Genomic DNA, 25,412 nt, shown 5'->3' on the forward strand with positions numbered 1-25,412 from the left:
ATGCTCTCCGCCCGCCGGTGCGGCGGTGGTGTCGTGGGGGTGGGCAGGCCGAGCGGCCGATTGCCGCCCGCCACCGGCTGCGGCGGGGTCGTCGCTGGTCACCGGCGAGGGTCGGGGTGTAGCGGTCGCCGTCGGGCGTTCGGATCCGGGGGCGGTGATCTGCTTCGAACGTTAGACGGAAGTACCCGCCCACCACATGGCCGCGTGCGCGGTAAGGGCCAGGGCGGAGTCCGGCCCGGTTGCGGTCAGGCCCTGGCTATACCCGGCAGGGACGTTCGTACTCGACCTGCTCGAGGAGGTTCCCCTCGCCGAAGTCGCAGCTTCGTGCCGCGCCGCTCGCATGGAACCCGGACTTCGTGTAGAAGCGACGGGACTGCGGGGTGCCCCGCAGCGTCCACAGGTGCACCCGGGCGAACCCTTCGGCCCGCAGCCGCCGCAGGGTCTCGGTCATCAGGGCGGCGGCGACGCCGCTGCCCCAGCCGTCGGGATGGTTGTAGAAGCTGAGGATCTCGGCCATTCCCGGCCGGGTGGCGGACGGTGCGAACGAGGACAACGCCAGCGGTCTGCCGTCCAGTTCGGCTACCAAAATTACCGGTGTCGCCCGAGCGACCCTTTCGTGCCACCGGGTGCGCCGGCTCGCGACCTCGCGGCGGGCGAACTCCGCCCCGAAGAAGGGTGCGTAGGTCTTCTCCCAGGCGGCGGCGTGGATCTCGCCCAGGACCTCCCCGTCCGCGATCCCGGCACGACGACATTCGATCATTCGCCCACCCTACTCAACGCCACTGTGACGGCGGCTTGTTCGGGGCGTCCTGCCCATCACCCCAGGTACCGCCCGGGCAGGCGGGTGGAAGTGTTCCCGCGGGGTAGACGACGAGCACACGCCGAACGGGAGGACCTGCCATGGGCCGACGCGCCGTACGAGCCGTGGGCTGGGCACGTTCCCTGCCCCTGGATACCGATGCCAAGACCGCACGGGACTGGACGCGCGACCACCTGCGCCAGCTGTCCTGGACCGCCGGCACACCCGAAACCGTGCACGACGTCCTTCTCACGGTTTCCGAACTGGTGACCAACGCCCACGTGCACGCACGGAGCAGCGCCCAACTGGTGATGACGTGGGATGAGCGCTGCCTTCATATCGCCGTGCACGATGACAGCTCCGAGGTACCGGTCCTGCGGTCACCGAGCGCTGGCCGGAGCGGGGGACGCGGCATCTTCCTCGTCGACGTCCTGGCCGACGACTGGGCGGTGCGGACGTGTCCGACGGGCAAGGTCGTCATCGCCTGTTTCCGCCCACCGTCACGAGCAGCCCGCTGACCGAGCGCCTCGCCACAGCCCCCGCCCGGTGTTCCCCGAGGAGGTCGCTCCGCCCTCCACAACGCCACCCGCGCCTGACAGCTCCTCGTCGCGGCCCTCCGGGGTGAGCCAACGGCTCAGGTGTGTCTCAGACGCGCTCCAGGACGCGGTGCGGAAGGGCTGGGAGTTCCACCTCTACGGGGTCGTCGGGTCGGACGGTTCCGGTCTGGCGGACCACGGCCATGACGCCGCACTTGAAGGTGAACTCGTCGGAGCGCGGGTCCAAGGCGAACATCTCGCCCAGGAGACCGCTCTGGAAGTCGTTGATCTTGGAGCACGGGTTGCGCAGTCCGGTCACCTCGACCACCGCATCGGCTCCCAGGCGCAGCAAGGTTCCGGTGGGCAGGCCCAGGAGGTCCACGCCGCGGGTGGTGACGTTCTCACCCAGCTGGCCGGCTGACACCTCGAACCCCTTGGGCGCGAGTTCTTCGAAGAGCTCTTCGTGCATCAGGTGGACCTGGCGCAGGTTGGGCAGGTCCGGCTCGTAGGTCATGCGGAACTGATGGCGGATCGTCTCGCCCGCGTGGACGTCACCCTCCACGCCCAGGCCGGCGAGCAGGGTGATGGACGGGTGGTTGGGCTTGCTGAAGGAGTACGAGGCGTTGCGGCTGACCGCGGTGATCCGGCCCGACGTCACAGCCGCTCCTGGGCAGCCCGGGCGAGGACCGTCTCCCGCGAACGGTTCTGCGACGACCACCCCGGCCGGCGGGCGTCGACACGCAGCGGCTCCAGCTCCGCCAGGAGGCGCGGCGCGAGGACGGCCCGCAACCCGACGGCGGGGTCCTCGTCGGTGACCAGTGCGACCAGCGAGGCCGGTGCGTCCTCAGCTCCCATGTCCGTCAGGGTGCCCTGACAGGGGGACAGCGTCAAGGAACCCCGACGGGGAAGGACGGCAACGCAGGTGCCGTCCTTCCCCGGGGGCGGCTCAGCGGCACGGCCGTGCCGGACCGGACCTGTGCGGCGTCTCCTCTGCCAGGCCCGCATCGGTTCCCCCTCGACGAGTTGCGACACGAAGCCGTTCGGCCCCTGCGCCGGTTCCCCCAGCACCGTCACGCGGTGCACGACGCGGTCGACGTCGAGGTGGGCGAAGTCGGTGGCGGCTCTCCAGTTCGGTGAACCCGGTGACGCGGGTGGTCGAGCCGGGGCTGACGAAGAGGGCCTTCTCGCCGGTCTCCGGGTGGACGCGCACCACCGGCTGGACCGCCACCTGCGGGTCCTCGCAGTACATCTTCAGGATCTCGCGGTCGCGCTCGTCGAAGTGGCGCAGGTGGACCGCGGTGAAGAAGGCGTGCTCAGCGGTCAGTCCGTCCACGAGCGCGCGCAGCGGCACGGAAAGGCCCTCGTACGCGGCGACGGTGTTGGTCCACTGGGTGTCACCGCCGAAGGCAGGCGTCCGCTCGGCCCGCGGGATGGACAGACTGGGCGGGTTGACTGACTTTCTGGATGGGGCCACGCACAGGTGCGTCGCACGGCGTGTCTGAACGGCCCCCCGAACGGGGGGGCTGAGAGGGGCTCCGACGTCGGTCGGGATCAGGCCGTCCGGGCCACCAACTGCGTCCACAGCGGCAGCAGCAGCAGCGCGACGACCGAGCTCTTGATGACGAGCGAGGCCGACATGTCGACTCCGACGTCGTAGCGTTGGGCGAAGATGAACAGGTTCTGCGGCGAGGGCATCGCCGCGATCAGGACGAGGTAGCTCAGCCACTCGCCCTCCACTCCGAAGGCGTAGTGGCACACCGCGTAGGTGATCACCGGCAGCGCCACGCACTTGAAGCCGATGATCCACATCTCCTCGAACGAGGTGCCCCGCACCTTCAGGCCGCTTCCGCCCAGGTGCAGGCCGAGGGCGAACAGGGCGACGGGTGACGCGCTGTCACCGACGAAGGCGAAGCCGTCGAGCACGACCCCGGGGACCATGACCGGCAGCAGGTTCAGCACGATGCCCGCGTTGCAGGCGATCACGACGGGGGTCGTCAGCGAGGCCACGACGGCCGATCCGAGCCGCCGCGCCGGACTCCCGACCCGGTCCGGCCGTCCCAGTTCCATGATCGAGATGACGATCAGGGACAGCACGCAGACCTGGAACAGCAGCACCGGGAAGATGGGCGCCGCGTTCCCGAACAGCATGATGAAGACCGGCACGGCGAAATAGGCCGTGTTCACCTGTACGGCGGCCATGATGCGCAGCGCCACACCGCGTGGATCGCGTACGCCCAGGGCCCAGCTGATGACCCCGATCAGCACGGCCGCGGCGCAGGCCGCGGCCGCGTAACCGCCGATGGCCCGCCAGTTGAACAGGGCCCCCAGGTCGCTGCGGTAGATGTTCCCAAAGAGGAAGCAGGGCACGGCGAAGAGGAACGCGTAGTCCGCGAAGGCCTTGGAACTCTCGGCCGGCACCACCTTCCGCCGGGCCAGGACGACCCCGCACCCGAAGGCCAGCACCACCGGTGCGAGTTTCTCCAGAGCATCAACCGCTCCCATGCACGTGCCCTTGCTGTTGCGGCCCCCGAGGGGCCTGTTTCCCCGTCGAGACGGCTTGCTAGCGGGCCCGCTCGCCGGGAACGCGCACCTGTACGCGCCCCCGGACCAGCTCCCGGTAGCCCGCGACGATCCTGCGCGTCACCGCGTTGCCCGCGACGTCGTAGTGGTGATCGTCGAGGCGACTGACGGGGAGGATCTCACACGCGGTCCCGCACAGGAACGCGCCGTCGGCTTCGCCGGCGAACGTCGGAGCCAGGTCGGCGACCACGCACTCGATCCCCTTCCGCTCCGCGATGGCCAGCACGCCCGCCCGGGTGATCCCGTCGATGGTGCACCGGGTCGTCGGGGTGTGCAGCGCCCCGCCCCTCGTGAAGAACAGGTGCGCACCGGTCGCCTCGACGAAGTTCCCCCGGTCGTCGAGGAGGAGGGCGTCGTCGAAACCGGTCCGCAGCGACGCCCTCCAAGGCGCTGTTGCCCGTCTTCAGTCAGACCGGCGCCGCGACCCGGACGATGTCGGGGGCCTCGTAGGTGCGGATGAAGCCGCCGGAGGTCCGCGGATTGTCCACGTGCAGGACCAGCGGGAGGGACACCGCCTGCCGCAGCGCCGCGATCATCGGCAGGGGTCAGGTCGCGCACCGGGTTGAAGCTGTTCGCGCCGAGCATCTCCAGCATCTGCGCCGACGCCGGGTCGCCCTGGCCGCAGTGCGCGGAGACCTTCAGGTGGATCCCGGCCGGCAGGTCACCGGCGGTGCGCAGCCGTCCCAGCAGCCACAGCAGGCCCTCGTCGTAGACGACGAACCCGCGCACGCCCAGGCCGATGCCGCGTTTGGCGTCCTCGACGGCGCGCACGATCTGCTCCTGGCCGCGCAGCCGGTACCCGATCCTGGGCCCCCTCGGGCGTCTGCGCCCCGGCGCCGATGTCGGTCGCGGCGCGGGGCCCCCACCGACATCAGGATCTCCGTGCCGAGCTCCTTACCGAGCGTGACGTACTCGGCGATCTCGCGGGCCGTGTGCCGGTACATACCGCAGGTCTCGGTGATCCGGTTGATGGTGAAGCCCCGGCGCCGGCTCTCCCGCAGCGGCCGTTCGGCGGCCTGCACCGAGTTCACCGTCGGCACGTCGATCCGGAAGTGCCCGCCGTCGGCGAAGACGGCGTCCGAGTCCGGCGTGAGCTCAGGTTCCCGTCGGGCAGGCCCAGCCGGGCGATCTGCCGGCGGGTCTGGTCCAAGAAGGGGTACATGGTCGTCGTCCTCACCTCGTCACCTCGTCACCTCGTCACCTCGTCACCTCGATACCGAGTCGGTCGGCCATGCCCTCGACGATGTCCTCGGCGATGCGGATCGAGGTCGCGCGGTCGGGGCGCACGACCTGCACCTCGCCGAAGTTGCCGAGGTTGCCCCGGCAGGGCGGCAAGGTGTCGCCTCGGGGAAGCGAACGGTGAGCGAGTGCAGGCTGTCGCCGTACTCCTCGGCGGCCCAGGCCAGGTCGGGTACCCGCTCGGCGGCGCCGAACCAGCGGACCGTCGCGTACCCGTCGAAGACCGTCGGACCGCGCTCGATCCGCTCGTTCAGATGGATGCGGACGAGCAGCTCAAAGATGTCCCCGCCGCCCGCGAGGCGGAACAGGTTCGGCAGGCAGGAGCCCATGATGCGGAGGTTGAGCTCGATCAGCCGGGGGATGCCGTCCGTACCCAGCATGACCTCCACGTGGAAGACGCCGAGCCGCAGGCCGACGGCGCCGACCACGTCCTGCGCGAAGCGCATCACCCGGTCGTGCTCCTCGGGCGAGATGCCCGCGGGGATCGTCGTACCGATCTCCAGGGCTTCGTGCCGGTGCCAGGTGGACCGCTCGCTGACGGCCAGTCGCAGGAAGCGGCCGTGTACGAGGCCGATCTCGACGGAGACGAAGCGGCCGCTCAGGTACTCCTCGACGAGGATGCCGGCCGCGTCCGCGTCGTCCGCGGCGTCCGAGAGGACCTCCGCCGGCTGCCGTTCGTCCGCGACGACATGGGCGCCCTCGCTGCTGGAGCCCCTGGCGGGTTTGACGCAGCCCTCTCGTCCCCCGGCGGGTGTCCGTGGTTGCTCGGCAGGGCGTCGCCGCGCGTCGCGGACGTATTCGTTCATACCGGGCCCTGATGTGCCATCAGAGGGACGGTGCGGTCATGTGTCCGCCGTGGTCATGGCCTGAGGCGTCACTCTGGCAGGGTGAGCGAATCCACTGAGCAGCCGAGCCCCCCGTCGGATGAGCAGGTCGTCGAGCGGCTCGTGCCGGTGTGGCTTCGTGAGGCGAAGTCACACGAGGCGTCGGCTGCCCACGAAGTCGAAGAGGATTGGAAGCGCGGCCGCCTGTCGCCCACGGCTGCCCGCGAACTGGCCGACTGGGTCACGGCTCGTGTCACGGAGACGGCGTTCAACGAGGACGAGGGCCCGACTCAGGCCGGTCCCGCCCACATCAGCGTCTCCGACAAGTCGGCCGTCCACCGCTGGCTCGCCACGCAGGGCCACGACGTCTGATGGCATCGCGACGGGACGGCACGATCAAGACCAGCGGCTACCGCTGTGCCGACGTCATCCGCCGGCACAAGGCGGCTATCGCACACGTCCTCTGATCCCGGAGGGCCTTCGAACGCCGGTACCGATGCCGCAGTGCCCGCGCGCGGCGGCGCGGGCACTGCGGGCGGCTACCACGAGGCGAGTCCAGGGGAAGCCGTGTCGACCTCCTCCACGATCTGCGCTCCCGCCGCCGCGGGCACCGTCAGCACGGGTGTGTCGGCGCCGGTGCCGAACGGGCGGGGGCGGCGCTCTGCGCCTCGGCCGACGATCACGGCCTGGGCCCCGGAGTCGTTCAAAACGGCGGTGACCCGGTCGGCCGGAGCATGGCCGTCGATCGGCAGGTAGGCCGCCCCCGTGCGGACGACACCGAGCACGGCCACGATGAGTTCGGCTGCGCTCCAGGTCCACGGCGACCAGAATCTCCGCACCCCCGTGGCAAGGGTGACGTGGCCGACGCACAGGACGCGAAGCGCATCGTCCAGAGCGCCATCGACGCGTACGGGCGGCTCGACATCCTCGTGAACAACGCGGGCGTCACCCGGTTCATCGCACTCGACGACCTCGACGGCGCCGACGCCGACGCCTGGCGGGAGATCTTCGAGGTCAACGTGATCGGCGCCTGGCAGATGATTACGGCCGCCACCCCTCACCTGCGCGCCTCCGGCGCCGCCTCCATCGTCAACGTTGCGTCCGTCTCGGCCACTCGAGCGCTGGGGAGCTCCATTCCCTACGCGGTCAGCAAGGCGTCGGTCAACCACATGACGCGTCTGCTGGCCTCCCAGCTCGGCCCCTCGATCCGGGTGAACGCCGTTGCTCCCGGCCTCATCGACACTCCCTGGTATGAGGGCGCCGAACAGGTCTGGGAGAGCTCCCGCGACTGGATCACCGCCAACACCCCACTGTGCCGCGTGGGCACCCCGCAGGATGTGGCGGAGGCCACGTTTTATCTGGTGAATGCCGCCTACACGACCGGCGATGTACTGACAGTGGATGGCGGGCGACACATCGTCTGAATTTCGCGCGGCAGGTACGAAAGGAAGGGCCGCCTCTTTCTCGCACGCGCTAGAAGGGGCAGCCGCTTTCTGTAGGTGTGAACGTTATGCGAAGATTTCACGAGCCTGATCCGGAATTTGCGGTTCCGTAAATTTTCGCAAATCGGACCGTTTAGGTCGAACAGAAGACGCCCACCGGCGATACGGATGCGGCTCCAGCCGTCCCTAGTCCCACCCCCGTCAGATGGGGCGGGACTACGGACGGCCCGGCCGCATCAGCCGCACCCTCAGGCGGGCAACCGCCAGACGGTGGCCCCACGATTCATGTAATGGGCACAGAATGCATGAGGACCGGGCGGCCGCCTGCTTGCCCGGCGGATGGCCGTCAGTGCTCCGACCCCTCACGACGCTCGCGCAACATGTCCCGGGCTTCCTGACTGCCGCTCGACGCCTCGAGCTTTCCGGTCCCCATGACCTCCTGCGCCGCCTCCTTCGCTCCCGGCTTGGCCGCGCGGTGGGTCCGGCGTAACCGGCGCCCCGTCGTGCTCGACTCAGGCACGCAACCCTCCCTACCGGTCGCGCTGGTCTGGAGGGGGCTACCTCCTGGTCGGGGAGGCAGGACTTCGTCAGGGGCGCAGGGCTGTCCCGGAGATCACGTTCGCAGCCGGATGGTGAGGGCTGCTGCCATGACCCTGCCGGGGTAGACGTAGCCCAACCGCCAACACCTCGATCGACCGGACAGCACACCTAGTCGCTGAGGAGCCGCTCCCACAGCAGCCCGTCCCGCCAGCTCCCGTCGAGAAAGATCGAGGAATGGGCGACACCGTACGGACTGAACCCGTTGCGGCGCAGCACCCGCTGCGACGGCAGATTCTCCAGATTGGTGGACGCCTCGGCGCGGTGCAACCCGAGTTCGTCCGTCATCACCCGTAGTACAAGCCCGACGGCGTTCCCGGCGTGCCCTTGATTCTGGGCGACGCTGGCGATCCAGTATCCGACGGAGCCGCGGCGCAGGTGCGGCTGCGGCAGGATGCCTCCGACGGTGACCTGCCCGATCACCTGGTCGTCGACAAGCACCACGCCCGGCCATACCGTGCCGGCGCTGTATCCGGTCAGCAGGCTGTCGATTCGCTCTGCCTGGCCCTCCCGGGTGAAGAAGTCGGCGGGCTGGGCCGGCTCCCACGGCCGGAAAGCCTCGAAGTCCCGCATCCGATGCGCGGCGATCGGAGCGGCGTCGGTGGGCTCGATCAGGCGGATCCCGGTGCGGCTGCCCATGGGCTGATCCTCGTCGCAGTGCGTGAGATGAGGCGGCCAGCCTATCCGAGGCCCTCCGTGCGGCCGCAGCCTTCGCCCGCTGGGTCCGTCGAGTGGGCCTTCGCCTGGAGCTCCTCCAACGCCTGCAGAGCAAGACGTACAGCAGCGGGCGGACCTGCTCCTCGTCCGCCGCGTTGTCCAGGAGGAGCAGTGCGCGCCGGTCGCGCAGCACGGCGCGGAGCATGCCTGATCGGTCGTCGGTATCAGCTGGTACGGCACTCTCGGCCACTGCGAGCGCGCGCGGCAAGCGCGCGAGCGCCTCGCGCGGGAGGGTCGGCCGCGAGTCCATGCCGCGCAAGCCGCGACGCTACGGCGCCGGAGGAGCAGCTGGGCGTGGATGGCGGCGTGCCCCGCCCGGGTCCGATCGGCGACCTGGACGGCCTGAGGCGCCCCGGAGGTGGCGCCCTCGGCGAAGAACGGGGCCCGGCCCCGGCACACGACCTCGATTCCGGGCCGCTGGGCCAGCCACGCGGCCAGGCTCGATGCCTCCCTGCCAGGCAGCAGGTCTACCGGGCGGCGTGGCTGGACGTCCACGAGGACGGTGCCGTCGTGGCGGCCCTTGCTGGTTGCGTACTCGTCGACGCCGACCGCCCTCGGGGCCGGGACTTCCGGCTCAGGCAGTACGTCGACCAGCCGCAGGACCGCGCTGCGGCTGACTGTTCCAGGGCCCGTCAGAGGCGCTTGGCGCTGCGCAGGGCGGCGGCGTAGTAGCCGTTGCCGTCGAGGCGGGAGGCGCCGCCCTTGTCACCGATGGTGGGGCCGTTGGCCTCCTCGCGGCTCGATATGAAGATCTTGTGCCCGGCGGTGTCGTTGCCGAGGTACATGCCGGTGTGGTCCAGACGGTCGCCAGAGCGGGCGTCGAGCTTGAAGAACACCAGATCACCCGGCTGCAGGACATCGATGGAGGCCGGCCGGTCCTGCGGGCCGACGCCCTTGAGGGGCAGGATCTCCACGCCGGTCTTCGAGCGCGCCATCCCGTTGGCCGTGCGCGGCAGTCCGTTGCCGCCCGTGTCGGAGGCCATCAGCGGGAAGCGGGCGCGGTAGCCGAAGACGGTGCGGATGAAGCCGGAGCAGTCCAGGGCCCCGCGCTTGTTCTTCTCCGGCTGCTCCGTGGTGCCGTTGCGGAACGTGTACGGGATGCCCAGGTAGTCGTAGAAGTCCGACTGCTCCAGGCGCAGGTCGTTGCCCGGGGAGCCGTTGGGGTTGAGCGGCCCGAAGGCCGCGTCGCCCGCGTACTGGACGCCGGCCGCGTCCTTCTTGGCCGGCGCCTGGTCCCCGTACTGGAACGCGATCGCGAAGAGGTCGTCCTCCTCGCTGCCGTAGTACTTCTTGAACCAGTCCTGGAACCACTGTTCGCGCTCCGCGCCGTTGCGCCAGCTCTCCGGCAGGAGGCGCACCCAGTCGTCGGTGACGACGCGGGTCTGCGTGGTGGCCGGCTCGGTGAAGGTGCGGCTCTTGCCGGTGAGCGACGCGGTGCGCGCGCCGTCCGTGAAGGTGGCGAGGACGGCTCCGTCCGCGCTGCGCAGGACGGAGCGCTCGGGGTTCCTCAACCGGTCCCACTTGTGGGCGCCGCCCTGGTCGCCGCCGCCCTTCTGCGCCCGGTCGGTGACGCGCAGCACCTCGGGGGCCTTGGCCTGCTCCTCTTTGCGCAGCTCGTACGTGAAGTACGCGCTGGCGGCCACCAGGAGTGCGACGACGGCGGCGTGCAGGACGGGGCGGTTGCGGCGGGCGGGCTTGGCGGTCATCAGTGTGCTCCGGGCGGTGCGGGTGATCGGTGCATGGCGTCGGTCAGGCGTGCGGCATGAAGCCGAGCAGGATGCCCGAGGTCAGGACGACGTACGTCATGAGGGTCGCTGACCCGGTGGCGAGCATGGTGGCGCCCTTGGGCTGGCGGACGAGCTGATAGGCGATCAGGCCGGGCACGATGAACCCGAGGGTCTGGTTGGCGTACAGCAGGGGGAACTTCATCTGCAGCACGATGACCACCGTGGCCTGGAGGAGCACTCCGATGAGGACGACGGCGGCGAACAGGCGCTTGCCGTAGAGGATCACGAACTTCTGGGTGACGAGGGTGAGCGCGTAGGTCAGGGCGGTGATGCCGACGACGAGCGCCGCGCGCTGCAGGTCCTCGATGAGGGTGAGCGCCAGCCAGCCGGGGGTGATCATGCCGCCGGGCGAGAGATTCGTCGTGAGGTAGCAGAGCAGGGAGAACAGCAGGCCCAGCGCGATGCCGATCGCGGCGATCTCGGGGGTGAGGACTGCGGGGATCAACGAGGTTCTCCTGGACTCTGCCACTGCGGGTTCGGGTGGGGCGCGTTCGGGTGGGGCGGCCAGGCCTGTTCGGGCCACGGCTGCTGTGGGTTCGGCTCCTGCGCGTACGGCGGCTGCCCCTGGGGGGCGGGCCCCGCCTGCGGCTGCTGCGGGTTGACGTACTGCCGGGGCACCGGGGGCGGCGCGAAGCGGGCCTCCTGGGCGGCGGTGAGGTCCGCGTACGGGTCCAGGTGCGTGGCGTACAGCGGTTGTGCGGGCGCGGCCTGCCCGTATGCGGCGGGCTCGTGGGCCGGGGCCGCCTCGTCGGGCTCCTCCTCGAAGCCGGGCAGTTCCGCCAGGTGCTCCAGGAGGATCTCGCCCTGGCCGTGGATGTTGCCGATGGCGACCAGCGAGGAACTCTCACCGAGATGGCCGAGCAGCTCGTTCATGAACTCCTCGCCGTCGCGCTGGTCGCCGCCGAGGTCGACGGCGCGCGCACGCCACTCGGACGGGATCGCGTCGATGGCGCTCTTGGCCGGATGTCCGATCACGAAGACCTTGTCGGGCATCAGGTCGGGGATGATCTGGCCCATCTGGCCGTTCCGCTCGACGCGGTCGGGACGGCAGTTGATCACGACGTTCAGGGGGCGGTCGATGGCCCCGAGGTCGAGGAGCTGGTTGATGTTCATCAGCGTCGACTCGGGGTCGTTCGCGGCGAAGACGTTGGCGAAGCGCACCCGCTTGCCGCCGGGAGCCACGTACCTCTCCACGGACAGCACGCCCGGGTCCGGCGGGGCGTCGTACATCCCCTGGAGGGCCGTCTCGCGGTCGACGCCGAGGAGGTCGGCGACGGTGAGGGCGATGGCGACGTTCTCCTTGAAGGTGAACCAGCTGAAGCCCCGCAGCTCTTCGTCGCTGACCGTGTCGGGGTCGGCGTAGACGAGCGTGCAGTTCCGCGCGTCGGCCTCCTCCTGCAGGACGTGGAAGCGCTCCTTCTCCGCTGTGACGCAGATTCCGCCGTGGGGCATGGAGCGCGACAGGGAGCGCGCGATGTCGTCGAGGGTGGGGCCCATCTCGGCGACGTGGTCCTCGCGGACGTTGCACAGCACGCCGATGGTCGACTGGATCAGCTTCGACTGGTTGATCTCCTGGAGGGCGGGCATGACCGCCATGCACTCCATGACCAGCACGTCGGGCCGGTAGGCGGCTGCGCGCCGGACGATACCGATCTGCTCGACGACGTTGGCGATGCCGAACTTCCGGTAGACGGGCTCCTCGGTGGCGTCGGGGTGGATGAAGCGGGCCGCGGTGCCGGTGGTCTTGGCGACCGTCAGCAGTCCGCCGCCGCGCAGGGCTCCCGCGCACAGCCGCGTGATGGAGCTCTTGCCGCGGATGCCGTTGACCAGAACCCGGTTGGGTATCTGCACGAGGTTGGCGTAGTGCCGACGCTGCTCGACGATGCCCGCGACGAGCATGACCAGGCAGCAGAAGAGCAGCACGCAGTAGAGGAAGAGCACGGTTGATCAGTTCCTTCCGGCCGGGGCGGTACGGCCGGGGGTCCGGCCGGCGCCGTCGCCGGCGGCGTCCCGCTTGCGCTGCTCCAGCAGCTGCTGGCGGATGACTTCGAGGCTGCGGGTGACGGCGCCCACCTCGTCGTGGTGGGTCGGGTAGACGACGGTGCGGCGGTCGCCGTCGGCGAGGGCCTCCGCACGCGCGGCGAGGTCGCGCAGCGGCCGTACCACGACGATGTGCATCCAGCCGAGGCAGGCCGCGGCACCCGTGAGCCCGAGCAGGCCGGCCAGCACGGTGCGGTTCTGCGCGGTGTACGCCGGGATCTCCAGGCCCTTGGCCGGCTGCCAGGTGACGACGGTCCAGTCCAGGGACTGGGCCACACCCCCTCCGGTCATCGGCGCCGCCGCGGCGATGGAGACACCGCCGTCGCGCAGCACGGCGCTTCGGGGGCCCGGGCCCTTGCCGGCCTTCCCGTTCGCGCCGCCCTTCTCGTTCGCGCGGGTCACCAGGGCGTCGAGCTTGGCGTCCGACAGCGACTGGAAGGCCCGGTAGCCGTTGTTGCCGCCTACCACCCGGTGCTTGGCGTCGACGGCGCGGACCTCGCCCAGTCCGGGCCGCTTGAGCAGGGCGTTGAGGAAGTCGATGCGCAGCTCGCCGACCACGGCCGCGCCGCCGAGGCCGGGTGCCTCCGCGTACTCGGTGATGACCGGCTGGTTGCCGCTGTCGACCAGTGTCACGGGCTGCCGCGACGGGCCCTGGCCGGCAGTGTGGCGCGGCTTGCCGCCGGCGCGGGCCATGACCGTGCCGTCGGCCTTCAGGACGTAGAGCGATTCGTAGCGCCCGTGCTGGGCCCGGGTGCGCTCCAGCAGCTTCGTCATCTCGGCGGGGGTGGTCTTGTCGCTGATGACGGAAGCGACGGAGGTGAGGTCGGCGTGGCCTTCGTTGAGGGCGCGGCGCACCCGGTCGGCCAGCGTGTCGGTGCGCTCGCGCTGGTCGTCGAGGATGGTCTGCGGCACCGCTACGGAGGTTCCCGCCCGGTTGAGCGCCAGCAGCAGCGGCGCCGACCACACCAGGAGCAGGATCCCGCACACCGCGATGAGCGCGCGCGTCCCGATGCGTGCGCGGCGGCCTGCGCGCGGGCCCGCGCCGTCCGCTCCGGGCTCGCCGAGGAGCTGGCGGCGCAACCGGTCGAGGGCGGCGCCGATGCGGGCGGTCTCACCGTACTTCGGTACGGTCACAGGACGGTGCAGGTCGCCGCGGCCGATCCGGCGGCTCTCCAGGAACAGCTGGAGCAGCGGGCGCTGCACGGTGACCACGAGCAGGGCCACGGCGAGCGCGCCGAGGACCAGCAGCGCGCCCGCGGCGGCGATCCAGAAGAACGAGTCGACGGCGGCGGAGCGCTCCTCGGCGACACGGACGAAGGAGACGACGGTGAGACCGAGGGCGGTCGCGTCGGTGCCGACGCCCGGCTGCGAACCGGTGAGCTTGGCGTAGCCGGCGACGGAGCGCTGGCCGGCCTTGGAGTCCCCGAGCAGGCTGCCGCTGACACCGGCGAAGCCGCCGGAGCCCGGCTCCTTGGCCTGGAGCGGGTGCGTGTCCGCCTTCTGGGCCACGGTCTTGGCGTACTTCTTGAGCTGTTTCCTCTCCTGCTCGGAGGCGCCGATGCCGTCGCTGCCAAGGACCTGGCCGGACGCGTCGAGGACGGCGATGGCGCGGGACTTGCCCAGGCTGACGCCCGGGACGTTCAGGCTGCTGGAGGCGACCAAGAGCTGCTGGGGCCGGCCGGGCCAGGAGAGCAGGGCGAGGGTGAGCAGGCGGGTCTCGCCGTTCTCCAGCCGGACCATGCGGGGGGCGAGGCCCGACTCGCCGTCCAGCGCGGTCAGGTCGAGGGCCGTCAGCGGGAGGTTCTCGCCGCGCTGTGCCTGCAGGCGGCCCGACGCGATCTCGATCACGGCCGTGCCGCGCCACTTCTGGTAGACGCTGCCGAGCTTGTCGAGCACGGAGTCGGGCGATACCGGCTCGCCCGAGCTGAACAGGGAGGCGGTCCTGCCGATGTCCGTGATGCTCTCGTCCAGGGAGGCGCGCAGGGCGATGGCGCCGTCCTCCGCGAAGTACTGCTGCGAGGTGAGGACGGCCGGCGGCACGGCCTCGTCGCCCACGCGGCCGAGCTGGAAGGCGGTGATCGCGGCGAGGGCCAGCAGCATGGCGGAGAGGGCCGCGATGGGTGGACGGATGCCGCCCAGCAGCGACATGTCCGCTCTACGGCGGGCGCGGCGCTGCCGCCTCGATCGCGACGCGGCCAAGGAAGGCTCCTGTTCGTGCTCTCCTGCGGCGGGTGCGGCCGGCGGAGTGGGTGATCGGGGATGAAGGGTGTTCAGGGCGCACGGCGGGAGCCGCGGGCGGTCTCGCGTCAGGTCAGCGCGGACCGGGCCGCCCCGCGGGGCGCACGGGTGATGCCGGCGGTTCGTCCGCCTCCCCGCTGACGCACGCCCCGTGGCCACCCGGAACACATCTGGAAACGGGTGCGGCCGAAGCAGGCCGACCAGCGGTGGGAGGGAGAGCGCAGGGACATCACTCCGCTATTTTCATATGACTATGAGTGCTCCACGGACATGGCTGATAACGATTGCTGCTCTGTGTGGCGCGCTTCTTTCCCTTTGTGTCGTTTTGGCGCTTGTGTCGGCACGCTCGGGCGGCGCCCCGCCGACCGCCCCCGGACCACGCCCGTCCCCATCCGACGATCTGGAGCAGCGCATCTCCCGGTTCACCGCGGGATTCGGCCAGCGCGGGGGGTACCGCACCCCCACCGACCGCGAACGCCGGGCGTTCACCGGGGCCGTTACCCATCTGCTCGACGGTGATCCCGAAGCCGCGCGGGCCGGGCTGACGGAGATCGACTTCACCCTCCGCACCGTCACGGACGCCGCCAGCGGACGCCGGTACGCCGAGGTGGCGGACGCGGCGAGTGAATCCGGCCACACCACCCGCGGCTGGGGCCGGGTGTACGTCGACCTCGACGGCCCCGCGCGCTGGTCGGTTCAGGTCCCCCATCCCGTCGCCGACGCCCGCACGGAACTCCTCGGGGCACGGGTGCTGCGCGGCGCGACGGGCGGAGTCCTGGTGCTGGCCGGGGCCCACCGAGACGCGGGCGAGGACGGAGCGGCGGACGTGGCGCACCGCGAGGACTCCGTGTTCCACGCCGTGGTGGACGAGCTCACGCGCAGGAACCTGCCGGGAGTCCAGCTGCACGGATTCGCCGACGAGTCCTTCCGCGGGCGCGACGCGGTGGTCTCCACCGGCCGCGGCGACAGTGCGGTGGCGGACGCGGAACAGCTGACCGCGGCACTGCGGCGGGACGGCCTGGACGTGTGCACGGCGTACTCCGCACCGTGCAAGCTCGCCGGGAGGGAGAACGAGCAGGGCCGGACCGCCGCCGACCGGCGCTCCCGCTTCCTCCACGTCGAGCTGAACAAGACGGTGCGGGGCGACGACGCGAGGCTCCACCGGGCGGCCGCCTCGATCACGACCCTCACGGAACGCTGGTCCCGGCCGTGACCTGAAGTTCGCAACCTCGACGACGCCGCAGACGGCGAGGACGAGGAAGACGGGTTGGGGTGGCTCAGTCTGCCCGGCTGTTCGCCTGCCGGGGCAGGCAGAACATCAGGGCCCACATCAGGGCGAGGGCGCCGCTGACCCACCAGAGCACGCTGGTGAACGCGTCGCGGTTGAGTCCTGCGTCGGGTGAGCCGTTGGTGGCGGCGAAGAACACGAGGGCGGTCAGCGCGGTGCCGAGGGCGATGCCCAGGTGGATGGCGGTGTTGAACAGGCCCGAGGCGGACCCGGCGGCCTCGTGCGGGACCCTGGCCAGCGACATGTCGGCCAGCGGGCCGCTGACCATGCCGAGGCCCAAGCCGATCAGTACCACCGGTGCGGTCATCGCCACGAGGGTCAGGTCTGCCTGAAGCCGGCCGGCCTGGAGTCCGTAGGCGGCCATCGAGGCGAGCGCGATGAGGGTTCCGGCCTGGGGGAGCCGGCGGGCGAAGCGTCCGCCGCTCTTCGCCGCGACCGTCGCGCCGGCCAGTTCTCCGAGGGACAGCAGCACGAAGGCCAGGGCCGCGTGGAAGGGGCTCAGGCCGAGGCCGTGCTGGAGGTAGAGGGTCCAGGTCATGAAGAACAGCCCGCACAGCAGGCCGAGCATCAGCTGCGCCGACAGGCCGCCGGAGAACTGCCGGTCCCGGAGGAGGGACAGGGGGATGAGCGGGGCGTTGTGCCGCTTGCGCTGCTGCTGGCGCAGGAAGGCGCCGAGCGTGAGGAGGCCGGCGGCGAGCATGGCGAAGCACCACAGGGGCCAGTGGTGGGTGTGGCCTTCGGTGAGCGGGAAGAGGATCAGGACGAGGGCCAGCGCGGACAGCAGCATGCCGGTGAGGTCGAGCCGGTCGGCCTTCCGGACGGTCGACTCAGGGACGAACCTGCGTCCCAGGAGGAGAACGGCGAGCCCGACGGGCACGTTGAGCAGGAAGATCGGCCGCCAGGACAGCCCGAACAGGTCCGCCTCGGTGAGCAGACCGCCCATCACCGGGCCCAGGACGTTGGCGAGCGAAAAGGACGGCCCCGTAGAGGCCGAAAGCCTTGCTGCGGTTCTCTCCCTCGAAGGTGACGTGAAGGGTCGCCAGGACCTGCGGGATCATCAGGGCCACTCCCACACCCTGGAGCACGCGGGCACCGATCAGCACGCCAGGCCCGGCAGCGAAGCCGCACAGCAGCGAGGCCGTGGTGAACACGACGGTGCCGATGAGGAGGATCCTGCGCCGGCCGTGGATGTCGCCGAGGCGCCCGCCGGTGATCAGCCCGACGGCGACGGGCAGTGAATAGCCGGCGGTCAGCCACTGCACCGCGGCCGGTCCTGCGCCGGTCGACTCCTGGATCGCGGGCAAGGCGGTCAGAACGACCGACTGGTCGAGCATGTTCATGAGCTCGGCGACCAGCAGCACCAGGAGGGCGATCCAGGCCGCCAAGGCCATCTTCGGGTGGCGAGGTGCTGGGAGGCCCGAGGGGTGGGTGGTGTGCTGCGGCTCGTTGCCGAGCGCGGAGGAAGACACGACGGGGACTCCTGATCCAAAGGAATCGGGGAGCGCTGCCGATAGCCGCACCGGGGCCGGAAATCACGGAACCCGGGGCAGACGGCAGAGCTGCACCCGGGAAAAGACAGAAAACCGCGGGGGAGGGTGACGCGACTCAGGCCAGCGCGACGTCCGCCCCCGGAACACGTGCGAAGACTCAGCACGTGGGGGAATACGGACCGCTACATGGCCTGGGGTATAGGAAGTCACCTCAAGATAGACACGGAAGGAACAGGAGATCCGGTCCCTGCCCCCGAGACCTCGGGACAGGAACTCGTCCACGGTACGACACCCCCGGGCCCCGCCGCACACCACGTAGTGGGGCCCTCTCCAGGACGCCGGCGACATCCCCGCCCCCGCCGAGTCCGCATCGGCGGCCGGACGACCCGCTCACCCCCACTCCAGCCAGCCCGTGATCGTGTGCATCAGCCGGAGACGTCCGTGGGTTCGGTGGGAACGCGGGGCTGGGCTGCGAGGCGGCGGGCTTCGGCCGTGACCGCGGCATCGACCTGGTCCACGGTTCCGTCGCCGCATTCGAGCATGGCGTACTCGTCATCGAGCTCAGCAAGCCGTTCTGTCAGGGGCAGCTCATGTCCGTAGCGCTGATGAATCCGGAAAGTGAGCTCCCAGGGTTTCAGCCCGCCGGCGAGCATGCGTCGTGCGAGCGCTCGCGCCGCGGCTTCTTGGCCGGCCTCGCTGGCTACTGGGTGGACGGTCAGGCCGAGTTCGGCAACTGCTGGCGGAAGCAAGTCGTGGACGTCGTAGTCCGCCTCGGCACGGGTGCAGGCGGCGAGGACCCGAAGGCCGGGGGTATCGAGCCCCGCGACGAGCGCATCACAGGCGGCATGGACGACCTCGCTGTTGCTGTTCAGCGGCCTGGTGCAGCAGCGCCGATGCTCGCCCAGGCCGCCGAGTACGTCCCCGGCCCCGGCGTCCAGGCGAGCGGCTTCCCGGCGGACATTGGTTCGACGGCCCCCGCGCGATCCTCTCCACCCCCACCGACGTCGGCGGCCGGCTGCTCCAGCAGACCCGGCGCGGCTCCCTGCTCCCAGACCGGTTCCCCGACTTGGTCGCGGCCGCCGGGCAACTGCCGGACGGCCTGGTCCTCGACGCGAGCGTCGTCTGGGACACCGCAGCCGGCCGGCTGTCCTTCGAAGCCCTCCAGCGCAGTGCCGCCGCCCGCGGCCGCACCACCACCGCCCTCGCCAGACCCCCGCGTTCTTCATCGCTCACGGTTTCTAACGTTCCGACAGAGGAGCGGCAGGAGCGCCGACGCGAAGGTCTCGCTGGACATCCAGCCCAACGGCCGGGTGAAGCTGCATGTGGAGAAGCTCGGTGCGCTCGGCGAGCCGAAGTCCCTGGCCTGGCTGGGACGAGGCCGAGCGGGCAGGGCTGAGGGCCGAAGCCGTGTTCCAGGCTCGTGGGGAGAGTTCGCATGCTGTGGGCAGCGAAAGGGGGAGGGCTGTGGCTGTGTTGTTGGGGCAGCAGGACTTGGACGTGCGGGTTGAGTTCCGATCCTTCGGCTTCCAGGAGTCGGACGACAGTGTGGTGCCGGTGCCGTTCCCGGACGACTTCCAGTGGGGGGTGTTCCTGCAGGGACACGTCCGGCGGTTCGACGTGTTCAGTGCCGGCCATAGCCACACCGCCTCGCTTGCCGTCCGGGTGTGGGACAGCCCGCCCGACAGTGGGGCCGGTGACTGGGATGAGCAGGCGGAGACCGATTTCGAGTCGGTGACCGGCGATGTGGCCGTGTGGGGGTCGGGCCGCTCTGAGGAGCTGATCCGTCTGGCCCGTCCTGGGATGTGGCGGGGTCGGGTGCGCTGTGCGGGAAGGGCTGAGGTGGCGAGCGTCACGCAGTCTGAGGGCACGGCTTACGGTGTGGAGCGTTACGCGATCGATTTCTGGCCGGAGACCGGCTGAGGTTCCGGGCCCTCCCACGGGGCCCGGCCCTGGCACGAGCGGGTCAGCTGATCTGCACGAGGAAGCCGTCCTCGAGGCCGTCGATGATGTGGTTCTTGTAGAAGCCGGGCAGCAGCGTTCCAGCCGCTCCGTTTTCACCCGGCTGACGGCGGACTGACCGCACCGTGTCGGCGCAAACGGCGGACGCAGTCACCGGGCCCGCCTGTCAGCGCTAAGGAGCGGGCACGTGCGGGCAGGAGCTGTTCTGGAAGCCCACTGACGAGGGTCCTGAGTGTGTCCGTCGCCCCGTCCCCCGGTCGGAGCCGCTCCTTCGTCTCCGCTCCGCGATCGCGGCATCCCGCTGGGAACGAAGGCGATTCGGCTGGACTGCACGCGGCCCCCAAGTATCCATCGGCAGGGAGCGTCACAACTTCCCACCGGTACCCACCCGAAAGGGTGGGTACCGCGCCTTCAGCAGAGCTCGGTACGTTTTTGGACGTCAGAGCCGCACCCAGGAAGGCCGCCAACCGCTGCGGTTGTTGCCGGCCCCTGCTTCTCGGGTCGCGGGAACTGCCTCGGCCATTCTTCATGACCCCCGAACCTCACGAAGGAGACCTTGTGAAACGAGCGGCCGTTTTGGGCCTGCGCTCCACCGCCGTGGCGCTTGTCGCATCCGCGTGCCTCATCGGAGGCGCCGTGTTCGCCCAGGCAGCCCCGGCCGGCGGCGTAGCCGCCCCGGGGCCGGGAGGGGCAATCAATTCGAGGGACGAACCGGACCGGACGGCTACCGTCGGGCTCCAGCCACGATGCGTTTGGGGTTCTACGCCCTGGAGCCTGAGCCATGGGCGCTCTGCTGCTGCCGACCGACGACCCGGTTGCAGTGTTTCCCCGGGAGCCCCTATGGGTTTGGTCAACACGTGGCGACGGAGACGGGTTCTTGATGTCCGCAGGCTCCCGAGACAGGATCGTCCTCCATCCCGACGATGCACCAGACCTGTCGCGCGACCTTGCCGCTGACCACGTGGGCTGTTGCGGCTTGCACGGCCGGGGCGGACTGAATTTGCTGTGCCCCTGTGGCGCCGCCGTGGGCACAGGGATCAGCGACTGCATCACCGCGTATGAGCTCCACCTCGACCCTGCACGGGTCCATGCCCGGGATGCGGCACTCCCGGCTCACCCACCCTGGCCAACTCCTGGCAGCTGCACCGTTGGCAGGCACCATTCAATCTTCGGTGAGAACGGGCAACATTCAGTGAGACGGGACAGCTGGCGCTCGCCGCGGCGGCGGGTGAGATCCTGTCCCGTCTCCAAGGATCTGGTCCTCGTCTCAGGTGATCTGGCCCGATTCGCTTGCGGTTTCAGGTGACCTGGTCTGCCAGCCTCCTAGATTGGTGCCAGGACACGGTCAAGCGCCGCCCGGCCCGCGGGCCCCCATGTCGGCTTGCCGCCTGGCAGGCCCCGCTCCCCGGCCCGGCCCATGAGGATGAGGAAAAGGCTCTTCGCGGCAGCCAACCCTCGTGCGCGCCGGATCATCGCCTCGTCCGCGTGTGCGTACGCGTCGAAGAACCGTGCAGCCGCCCCCGCGGGAAGGAGCACCCAGGCAGCCGCGAGATCGACCGCCGGATCGCCGGCGCACATGTCACCGAAGTCGATCACGCCCGAGAGCGTCCCGCCCGAGACGACGACATTCGCTGGATGAAGGTCGCCGTGCAGCCATACAGGCGGGCCCTCCCAATCGGGAGCCGCAACGGCCTCGTCCCAGACGTCCCGGACATTCCGGAGGTCAGCGGCATCGCCTCCGGAGGCGACTTCCTCGAGTCCCTTTTCGAAACCATCCGAGAGCGTTTTGAGGGGAATGCCGCGATCCTGACTGACCGGTGCATCTGCGGGCGCCTTCACATGGAGTGCTTTGAGGAAGCCCGCCAAAGTGTCGGCCGCGCTGTCGTGGCTGATTGGGGCGCGGTCGGCTGGTTCGCCGGGTACCCATGTCGCGATGGTCCATGGCCGCGGGAAGCGTGCGGACGGTTCACCGATCCGCATGGGGGTCGGGACCGGAAGTGGTAGACGCCGGGCCAGGGCGGGCAGCCACCGGTGCTCGTTGCGCAGGAGGGACGGGGCACGCTCCGTGCGCGGCACGCGCACGGCCAACTCGTCTCCGAGACGCCACAGTTGGTTGTCCCAACCGCCGACCACCTCACGCAGGTCCAGTCCTGCAAGGTCCGGATGCTGCTCACGCACCAGAGAGCGCACCAAGTTCTCATGGATCTCGAAGCTGTCCATGATCTTACTCAACCATCGATGACATGGGACGCTGAATCGCTGACGTGCTGGAAACGGGCTGTCGCTCGTTGGGGTGACGCCTTCCGCGTCCGGGGCACGGGGCTCCGCGGGGTGTTCCACGCTCGCAGTGCAGAGCTGAGGGCGGCGGGGAGGTGCTCGTGGGTGAGCCTGCGGAGGCGGCACACGCCTGGGAGTTCGCGGCTGACGTCTAGGTGGGCTTCGTCGGTGCCGATGGTGCGCGGCGGCTAGGGCCGCTCGCCCGTTTACTGGGGTGAGCCCTTCGAACTTCCTCACCGGCGCGGAAATTCGCCGCGTTCAAGGGGCAGAAGAACTTCACGGGCGACTATTGGGCGGTGACTTCGCGTTCTCTGGTGGGCTACGAGTCGTGGGTGGAGCGGGATGCGGCGATGGCCCTGGACTTCGATCCCGCCGTCGTGGCTCTGGCCTCCCAGCCGTTCCGCCTGGTCTGGCTGGACGACGAGCGGGATCGCGAGCACACCCCGGACTACTTCGCTCGGCTGCCGCCGACTGGCCCGCGCCAACCACCTCAAGCCCAGCTACCTGCGCCCCGAAAGCAACGCGCCCCCATCGTGGGTCCGGCCAAAATCCGTGTCGGCCCCGCCACCGACGCCATCCTCAACGACTACGCCACCACCCACGTCGGCCAACTCCCCACCGTGAGGCTCGTCTGGGAGAAGCTGCTGGACGAACACGACGCCACCGTCGCCTACGCCACCGTCCACCGCTACATGGCCAGCCACCCGCTCAAGAACCCAAACACCGTGATCAGCCACTCTGAACGCACCATGGGGAACCATCTCGCCGCTGCCCACCAGACCTTCCACGCCGCCGTGTTCAAGCACTACCGGGCCCTGCTGACCGCGGTCCGCCGCGATCCAGTCCGGCACGGTCTGGACGGTTCCTTCGCCACGACCACCGCCTTCGTCCTCGGCCTGGACTCCGGAAGCAGCTGGAGCATGCTCGCGGGCTTCCAGGAATGGCTCGTCGTTCGCCGCGGCGCAGGACAGGATCTGACCTGGCCCATCCTCGTCCGCCACCTCACACCCGGAGGATGGGTCCACCCGCTCACACCGCAGGGCCGACACCGCAGCCGTGACCGCGCTCCACCGGCTCCTCGGCGAGTTCTTCGACGCGCGAGAACAACCCGATGGCCTCGGCCGCATCTTCCGGGACTACCAGTCGTGGCTGACGACACAGGCGTGGTATCAGTTCGAAACGACGGAGCCGGACCAGATCGGCTGAGACAGCACCCGGCATTCACCCGCCCGGGGCCACATCATCTGAGATTCCCGGCATCTCCACGTCTCAGCCGAACTGGTCGCCGCAGGTCAGGGCCCCGACTCCGAGCCAGATCATTTAAGACGGGACACAAGGGCGCCGGGAACGTGGTGGAGGCCGGGAAGTGATCCTGGCGCTCGCCGCGGCGGCGGGTGAGATCCTGAGCGGATGAACGAGACATCCGCTGCTCTGGCGACCGCCCGGTGGCCGCTGACCGCGGCTGGGGAGATGGATTGGCTGCGGGAGCTGGCCGACGATGATGGGCTCACCGGCTTCATGCCGCCGGCACTGCCCGACGCCGCCTGGGTGCTCCACTCCATGTACGAACACGAACTCGGGCCCACTGACATGTCCTATGTCGCGTATCAACGAGCCGTGCTGAATGGCGGCGGGCCCGAGATCATTCCGGGCCTCGACCCCGCGGACGTGTTGCGGGGGACGCCGGGCGAGCCCCGCGGCCCCCGTTGGCGCCGACTGCGCTGGGCGGAGCTCTCGCGGCGGACCGGTGATCCCGTGGCGCCCGAGGGGCGGCTGCCCTGCTACCGCTCCTTCCCCTCGCTCCGGGAGCCGAACGGCTGGCCGGTCGGCATCTCGGGGCCGTCCGAGGGCAGCCTGGACCGGACGGGCCCTCGCAGCGGTGCCCGCAATAGCGGATGCCGATGACGACGTCGGCTGGACGGTCTCGGTGGACTCCACCGTCTGCCGGCCTCACTCGCGGGGACCACGCTTGGGACTACGTGCGCGTACGGTCAGCGGCGACTATCAACCGCCCAGTAGCTGTGAGGCGAGGGTGTCGTATGCCCATTGCTCCCACTTGGCCGGTGGCCAGGCGCGGTCGCGGGTGAGGACTAGGAAGAGTTCTGGGCTGAGGACGGCGTAGATGATGTCCGCCGCATCTTCGGCGGAGACGGACGGGCGGGCCCCCGGCTTCTTGATCAAAGACTCTGCCGCCGTCGAGATCACCGTGTAACGCGGGTCCGCCTGATCCGGCCACAACTCTCGGATCTCCGGGTTGGTTGCTGTCGCGGCGCGGACCATCTCGCTGACGGCCGCGACGCGTTCGAGTGTTGCACGGGTGGCGGCGACCAGCGCCGCCAGTGCCGGTGAGGCGGTCCGCGCTGACGTCACCTCGGCGAACCATGGCCTGTCCATCGTCGGGACGGGGTCGTCGTCGCCTGCGATCGCCTCGTCGACGAGCGCTTTGAGCAGCGAAGGCTTGTTCCGGAAGACGAAGTAGATCGTCTGGATCGCCACGCCCGCCCGGTCGGCGATCTCTTGGAGCTTCGTCGCCCCGTAGCCGTGCTCGACGAAGAGCGCACCGGCTGCCTCGATGATCCGACGCCGTGTCTCCTGGGCCCTCGCGCCTTGTTTCCCCTTGCCCTCACGCATGACTGGAGTCTATATCTAGAGGTGACCTCTAGAGGTCACCTCTAACAAAGGGAGCGTGAGCGGTGCACACCATCACCAACCACCAGCAGGCAGCGGCATGGAACGGCTGGGAGGGCACTCACTGGGCCGAAAACCCCGAGCGTTACAACGGGATGATGGGTGCGTTCAACGCGCCTCTGTTCGCCGCCGCGGGGATTACCCCGCAGGACCGCGTTCTCGACATCGGCTGCGGCACCGGCCAGACGACGCTCCTCGCGGCACAGCAGGCGTCCGAGGGAAGAGTCGTGGGAATCGATCTGTCCGCGCCCATGCTGGCACGCGCCCGCCGCGACGCCGCCGCGGAAGGTCTCGCCAACGTCTCCTTCGAGCAGGGCGACGCGCAGGTGCATCCGTTACCCGACCGCGGGTTCGATGTCCTCCTCAGCCGCGGAGGCGTCATGTTCTTCGCCGACCACGTCGCGGCTTTCACCCATCTCGGGCAGGCGCTGGTGCCGGATGGCCGACTCGCGTTCCTCGGCCCTCATCCCGGCGGCCCCGACAGCGCCTACGCCCGCGCGACCGCCGCCCTGTCGCCGTTCCTGCGGGAGGCTTCCCCCGCCTCCAGGGGCATGGGGTCGCTCCTCGATCCCGTACGCATCCGCCAGGTGCTCGCTGCCGCCGGCTTCACCGACGCCGACGTCGTGTCAGCCGAGGCGCCCATGACCTTCGGCGCCAACGCGAAGGACGCCGCCGACTTCATCTTTTCCATGGGCCCGACCCGCCACAATTTGCGCAATGTAGGCCAGGCGACCGTCACCCGCATCCGTGCCGAACTGCAGGAGGCGCTGGCCGAGTTCGAGACCGCCGAAGGCGTGCGACTCCCAGGGTCGGTCTGGATCGTCAGAGCCACGCGTCAGCGTGGCTCTTCCCACACGTGACGCATCGTGCCCGAGATGATGAGCCAGGCAACCTGAGGCACAGAGGGCGGA

29 protein-coding genes and 1 pseudogene are annotated in these 25,412 nt (G+C 70.1%); 8 read left to right on the top strand and 22 right to left on the bottom strand.

Annotated elements, in window-relative coordinates:
* Positions 1-256: 256 nt before the first annotated feature.
* A complete protein-coding gene (locus BGK67_RS32340) occupies positions 257-760 on the bottom strand; it encodes a GNAT family N-acetyltransferase (protein WP_069923380.1) in 504 nt (167 codons plus the stop codon).
* A 140-nt stretch (positions 761-900) separates the two neighbouring features.
* Between BGK67_RS32340 and BGK67_RS32345 the strand changes: the two genes are divergently transcribed.
* Positions 901-1,317, top strand: coding sequence for an ATP-binding protein (locus BGK67_RS32345; RefSeq protein ID WP_069923381.1), 417 nt, complete (start codon positions 901-903; stop codon positions 1,315-1,317).
* 127 nt (positions 1,318-1,444) lie between these two features.
* Here the strand turns inward: BGK67_RS32345 and BGK67_RS32350 are convergent, their stop codons facing one another.
* The 7 genes from BGK67_RS32350 to BGK67_RS32380 form a co-directional block, all read right to left on the bottom strand.
* Positions 1,445-1,993: an MOSC domain-containing protein gene (locus BGK67_RS32350; protein WP_069923382.1), complete on the bottom strand. Its 549-nt coding sequence runs from the start codon at positions 1,991-1,993 to the stop codon at positions 1,445-1,447.
* Positions 1,990-2,190, bottom strand: a complete 201-nt coding sequence (locus BGK67_RS39180; RefSeq protein WP_069923383.1) for a hypothetical protein — start codon at positions 2,188-2,190, stop codon at positions 1,990-1,992. The genes BGK67_RS32350 and BGK67_RS39180 overlap by 4 nt, the downstream gene beginning before the upstream one ends.
* A 91-nt stretch (positions 2,191-2,281) precedes the next feature.
* The gene (locus tag BGK67_RS36765; protein WP_244291384.1) at positions 2,282-2,809 is read right to left on the bottom strand and encodes a TauD/TfdA dioxygenase family protein; all 528 of its coding nucleotides are present in this window, start codon (positions 2,807-2,809) and stop codon (positions 2,282-2,284) included.
* 77 nt (positions 2,810-2,886) lie between these two features.
* Entirely contained in the window at positions 2,887-3,837 is a 951-nt protein-coding gene (locus BGK67_RS32365; RefSeq protein WP_069923385.1) for an AEC family transporter, read from the bottom strand.
* A gap of 58 nt (positions 3,838-3,895) precedes the next feature.
* Entirely contained in the window at positions 3,896-4,288 is a 393-nt protein-coding gene (locus tag BGK67_RS32370) for an aminotransferase class IV (RefSeq protein ID WP_244291528.1), read from the bottom strand.
* Positions 4,289-4,322: 34 nt separating this feature from the next.
* Positions 4,323-4,451 carry a hypothetical protein gene (locus tag BGK67_RS40830; protein ID WP_279628719.1) on the bottom strand — a complete coding sequence of 43 codons (129 nt, stop codon included), beginning with the start codon at positions 4,449-4,451 and terminating at the stop codon, positions 4,323-4,325.
* A gap of 669 nt (positions 4,452-5,120) precedes the next feature.
* On the bottom strand, positions 5,121-5,960 hold the full coding sequence (locus BGK67_RS32380) for an ATP-grasp domain-containing protein (RefSeq protein WP_244291385.1): 840 nt from the start codon (positions 5,958-5,960) through the stop codon (positions 5,121-5,123).
* An 81-nt stretch (positions 5,961-6,041) separates the two neighbouring features.
* Between BGK67_RS32380 and BGK67_RS32385 the strand changes: the two genes are divergently transcribed.
* Entirely contained in the window at positions 6,042-6,350 is a 309-nt protein-coding gene (locus BGK67_RS32385; protein WP_069923386.1) for a hypothetical protein, read from the top strand.
* A 167-nt stretch (positions 6,351-6,517) separates the two neighbouring features.
* Here the strand turns inward: BGK67_RS32385 and BGK67_RS37930 are convergent, their stop codons facing one another.
* Positions 6,518-6,817 (bottom strand): AMP-binding protein, encoded by a 300-nt coding sequence (locus BGK67_RS37930; RefSeq protein WP_167739621.1) that lies wholly within the window; start codon positions 6,815-6,817, stop codon positions 6,518-6,520.
* A gap of 18 nt (positions 6,818-6,835) precedes the next feature.
* Between BGK67_RS37930 and BGK67_RS32395 the strand changes: the two genes are divergently transcribed.
* The gene (locus tag BGK67_RS32395) at positions 6,836-7,402 is read left to right on the top strand and encodes an SDR family NAD(P)-dependent oxidoreductase (RefSeq protein WP_069923388.1); all 567 of its coding nucleotides are present in this window, start codon (positions 6,836-6,838) and stop codon (positions 7,400-7,402) included.
* 726 nt (positions 7,403-8,128) lie between these two features.
* Here the strand turns inward: BGK67_RS32395 and BGK67_RS32400 are convergent.
* From BGK67_RS32400 to BGK67_RS32425, 6 genes and pseudogenes are all read right to left on the bottom strand, one after another.
* Positions 8,129-8,656, bottom strand: coding sequence for a GNAT family N-acetyltransferase (locus tag BGK67_RS32400; protein ID WP_069923389.1), 528 nt, complete (start codon positions 8,654-8,656; stop codon positions 8,129-8,131).
* Between the two features lie 411 nt (positions 8,657-9,067).
* A pseudogene (locus BGK67_RS40835) lies at positions 9,068-9,370 on the bottom strand (transposase); the annotation flags it as partial.
* On the bottom strand, positions 9,367-10,440 hold the full coding sequence (locus BGK67_RS32410) for a C40 family peptidase (RefSeq protein WP_069923391.1): 1,074 nt from the start codon (positions 10,438-10,440) through the stop codon (positions 9,367-9,369). The pseudogene BGK67_RS40835 and the gene BGK67_RS32410, both read right to left, overlap by 4 nt.
* A 43-nt stretch (positions 10,441-10,483) precedes the next feature.
* The gene (locus BGK67_RS32415) at positions 10,484-10,966 is read right to left on the bottom strand and encodes a poly-gamma-glutamate biosynthesis protein PgsC/CapC (RefSeq protein ID WP_069923392.1); all 483 of its coding nucleotides are present in this window, start codon (positions 10,964-10,966) and stop codon (positions 10,484-10,486) included.
* Entirely contained in the window at positions 10,963-12,462 is a 1,500-nt protein-coding gene (gene pgsB / locus BGK67_RS32420) for a poly-gamma-glutamate synthase PgsB (RefSeq protein WP_079154502.1), read from the bottom strand. Before pgsB ends, BGK67_RS32415 begins: the two co-directional genes overlap by 4 nt.
* A 6-nt stretch (positions 12,463-12,468) precedes the next feature.
* Positions 12,469-14,709 (bottom strand): HAMP domain-containing protein, encoded by a 2,241-nt coding sequence (locus BGK67_RS32425; protein WP_069923393.1) that lies wholly within the window; start codon positions 14,707-14,709, stop codon positions 12,469-12,471.
* A 424-nt stretch (positions 14,710-15,133) separates the two neighbouring features.
* Here BGK67_RS32425 and BGK67_RS32430 point away from each other — a divergent pair, with 424 nt between their 5' ends.
* Positions 15,134-16,012, top strand: coding sequence for a hypothetical protein (locus BGK67_RS32430; protein ID WP_244291386.1), 879 nt, complete (start codon positions 15,134-15,136; stop codon positions 16,010-16,012).
* Positions 16,013-16,076: 64 nt separating this feature from the next.
* Here the strand turns inward: BGK67_RS32430 and BGK67_RS40355 are convergent, their stop codons facing one another.
* From BGK67_RS40355 to BGK67_RS32440, 3 genes are all read right to left on the bottom strand, one after another.
* Positions 16,077-17,030 carry an MFS transporter gene (locus tag BGK67_RS40355; protein ID WP_244291387.1) on the bottom strand — a complete coding sequence of 318 codons (954 nt, stop codon included), beginning with the start codon at positions 17,028-17,030 and terminating at the stop codon, positions 16,077-16,079.
* The gene (locus BGK67_RS40360; protein WP_244291388.1) at positions 16,915-17,472 is read right to left on the bottom strand and encodes an MFS transporter; all 558 of its coding nucleotides are present in this window, start codon (positions 17,470-17,472) and stop codon (positions 16,915-16,917) included. Before BGK67_RS40360 ends, BGK67_RS40355 begins: the two co-directional genes overlap by 116 nt.
* 530 nt (positions 17,473-18,002) lie before the next feature.
* The gene (locus tag BGK67_RS32440; RefSeq protein WP_244291389.1) at positions 18,003-18,326 is read right to left on the bottom strand and encodes a hypothetical protein; all 324 of its coding nucleotides are present in this window, start codon (positions 18,324-18,326) and stop codon (positions 18,003-18,005) included.
* A gap of 715 nt (positions 18,327-19,041) precedes the next feature.
* On the opposite strand from BGK67_RS32440, the gene BGK67_RS32445 reads away from it, so the two are divergent.
* The gene (locus BGK67_RS32445; protein ID WP_069923395.1) at positions 19,042-19,497 is read left to right on the top strand and encodes a hypothetical protein; all 456 of its coding nucleotides are present in this window, start codon (positions 19,042-19,044) and stop codon (positions 19,495-19,497) included.
* Between the two features lie 43 nt (positions 19,498-19,540).
* Here the strand turns inward: BGK67_RS32445 and BGK67_RS39185 are convergent, their stop codons facing one another.
* The 3 genes from BGK67_RS39185 to BGK67_RS39190 all read right to left on the bottom strand — a co-directional run bounded on the left by BGK67_RS39185 (position 19,541) and on the right by BGK67_RS39190 (position 22,814).
* Positions 19,541-19,690: a hypothetical protein gene (locus tag BGK67_RS39185; RefSeq protein ID WP_167739622.1), complete on the bottom strand. Its 150-nt coding sequence runs from the start codon at positions 19,688-19,690 to the stop codon at positions 19,541-19,543.
* 1,169 nt (positions 19,691-20,859) lie between these two features.
* The gene (locus BGK67_RS32450; protein WP_069923396.1) at positions 20,860-21,756 is read right to left on the bottom strand and encodes an aminoglycoside phosphotransferase family protein; all 897 of its coding nucleotides are present in this window, start codon (positions 21,754-21,756) and stop codon (positions 20,860-20,862) included.
* 557 nt (positions 21,757-22,313) lie between these two features.
* Positions 22,314-22,814: a hypothetical protein gene (locus BGK67_RS39190; protein ID WP_167739623.1), complete on the bottom strand. Its 501-nt coding sequence runs from the start codon at positions 22,812-22,814 to the stop codon at positions 22,314-22,316.
* 55 nt (positions 22,815-22,869) lie between these two features.
* Between BGK67_RS39190 and BGK67_RS39195 the strand changes: the two genes are divergently transcribed.
* Positions 22,870-23,019: a hypothetical protein gene (locus BGK67_RS39195; RefSeq protein WP_167739624.1), complete on the top strand. Its 150-nt coding sequence runs from the start codon at positions 22,870-22,872 to the stop codon at positions 23,017-23,019.
* Between the two features lie 204 nt (positions 23,020-23,223).
* Positions 23,224-23,718: a hypothetical protein gene (locus tag BGK67_RS32460; protein WP_208948857.1), complete on the top strand. Its 495-nt coding sequence runs from the start codon at positions 23,224-23,226 to the stop codon at positions 23,716-23,718.
* A 99-nt stretch (positions 23,719-23,817) separates the two neighbouring features.
* On the opposite strand, the gene BGK67_RS32465 is transcribed toward BGK67_RS32460, so the two are convergent.
* Positions 23,818-24,444: a TetR/AcrR family transcriptional regulator gene (locus BGK67_RS32465; RefSeq protein ID WP_069923398.1), complete on the bottom strand. Its 627-nt coding sequence runs from the start codon at positions 24,442-24,444 to the stop codon at positions 23,818-23,820.
* A 62-nt stretch (positions 24,445-24,506) separates the two neighbouring features.
* Here BGK67_RS32465 and BGK67_RS32470 point away from each other — a divergent pair, with 62 nt between their 5' ends.
* Positions 24,507-25,361: a class I SAM-dependent methyltransferase gene (locus BGK67_RS32470; RefSeq protein ID WP_069923399.1), complete on the top strand. Its 855-nt coding sequence runs from the start codon at positions 24,507-24,509 to the stop codon at positions 25,359-25,361.
* Positions 25,362-25,412 lie beyond the last annotated feature (51 nt).

Source organism: Streptomyces subrutilus (assembly GCF_001746425.1).
In the GTDB taxonomy this organism is placed as follows: Bacteria; Actinomycetota; Actinomycetes; order Streptomycetales; family Streptomycetaceae; genus Streptomyces; species Streptomyces subrutilus_A.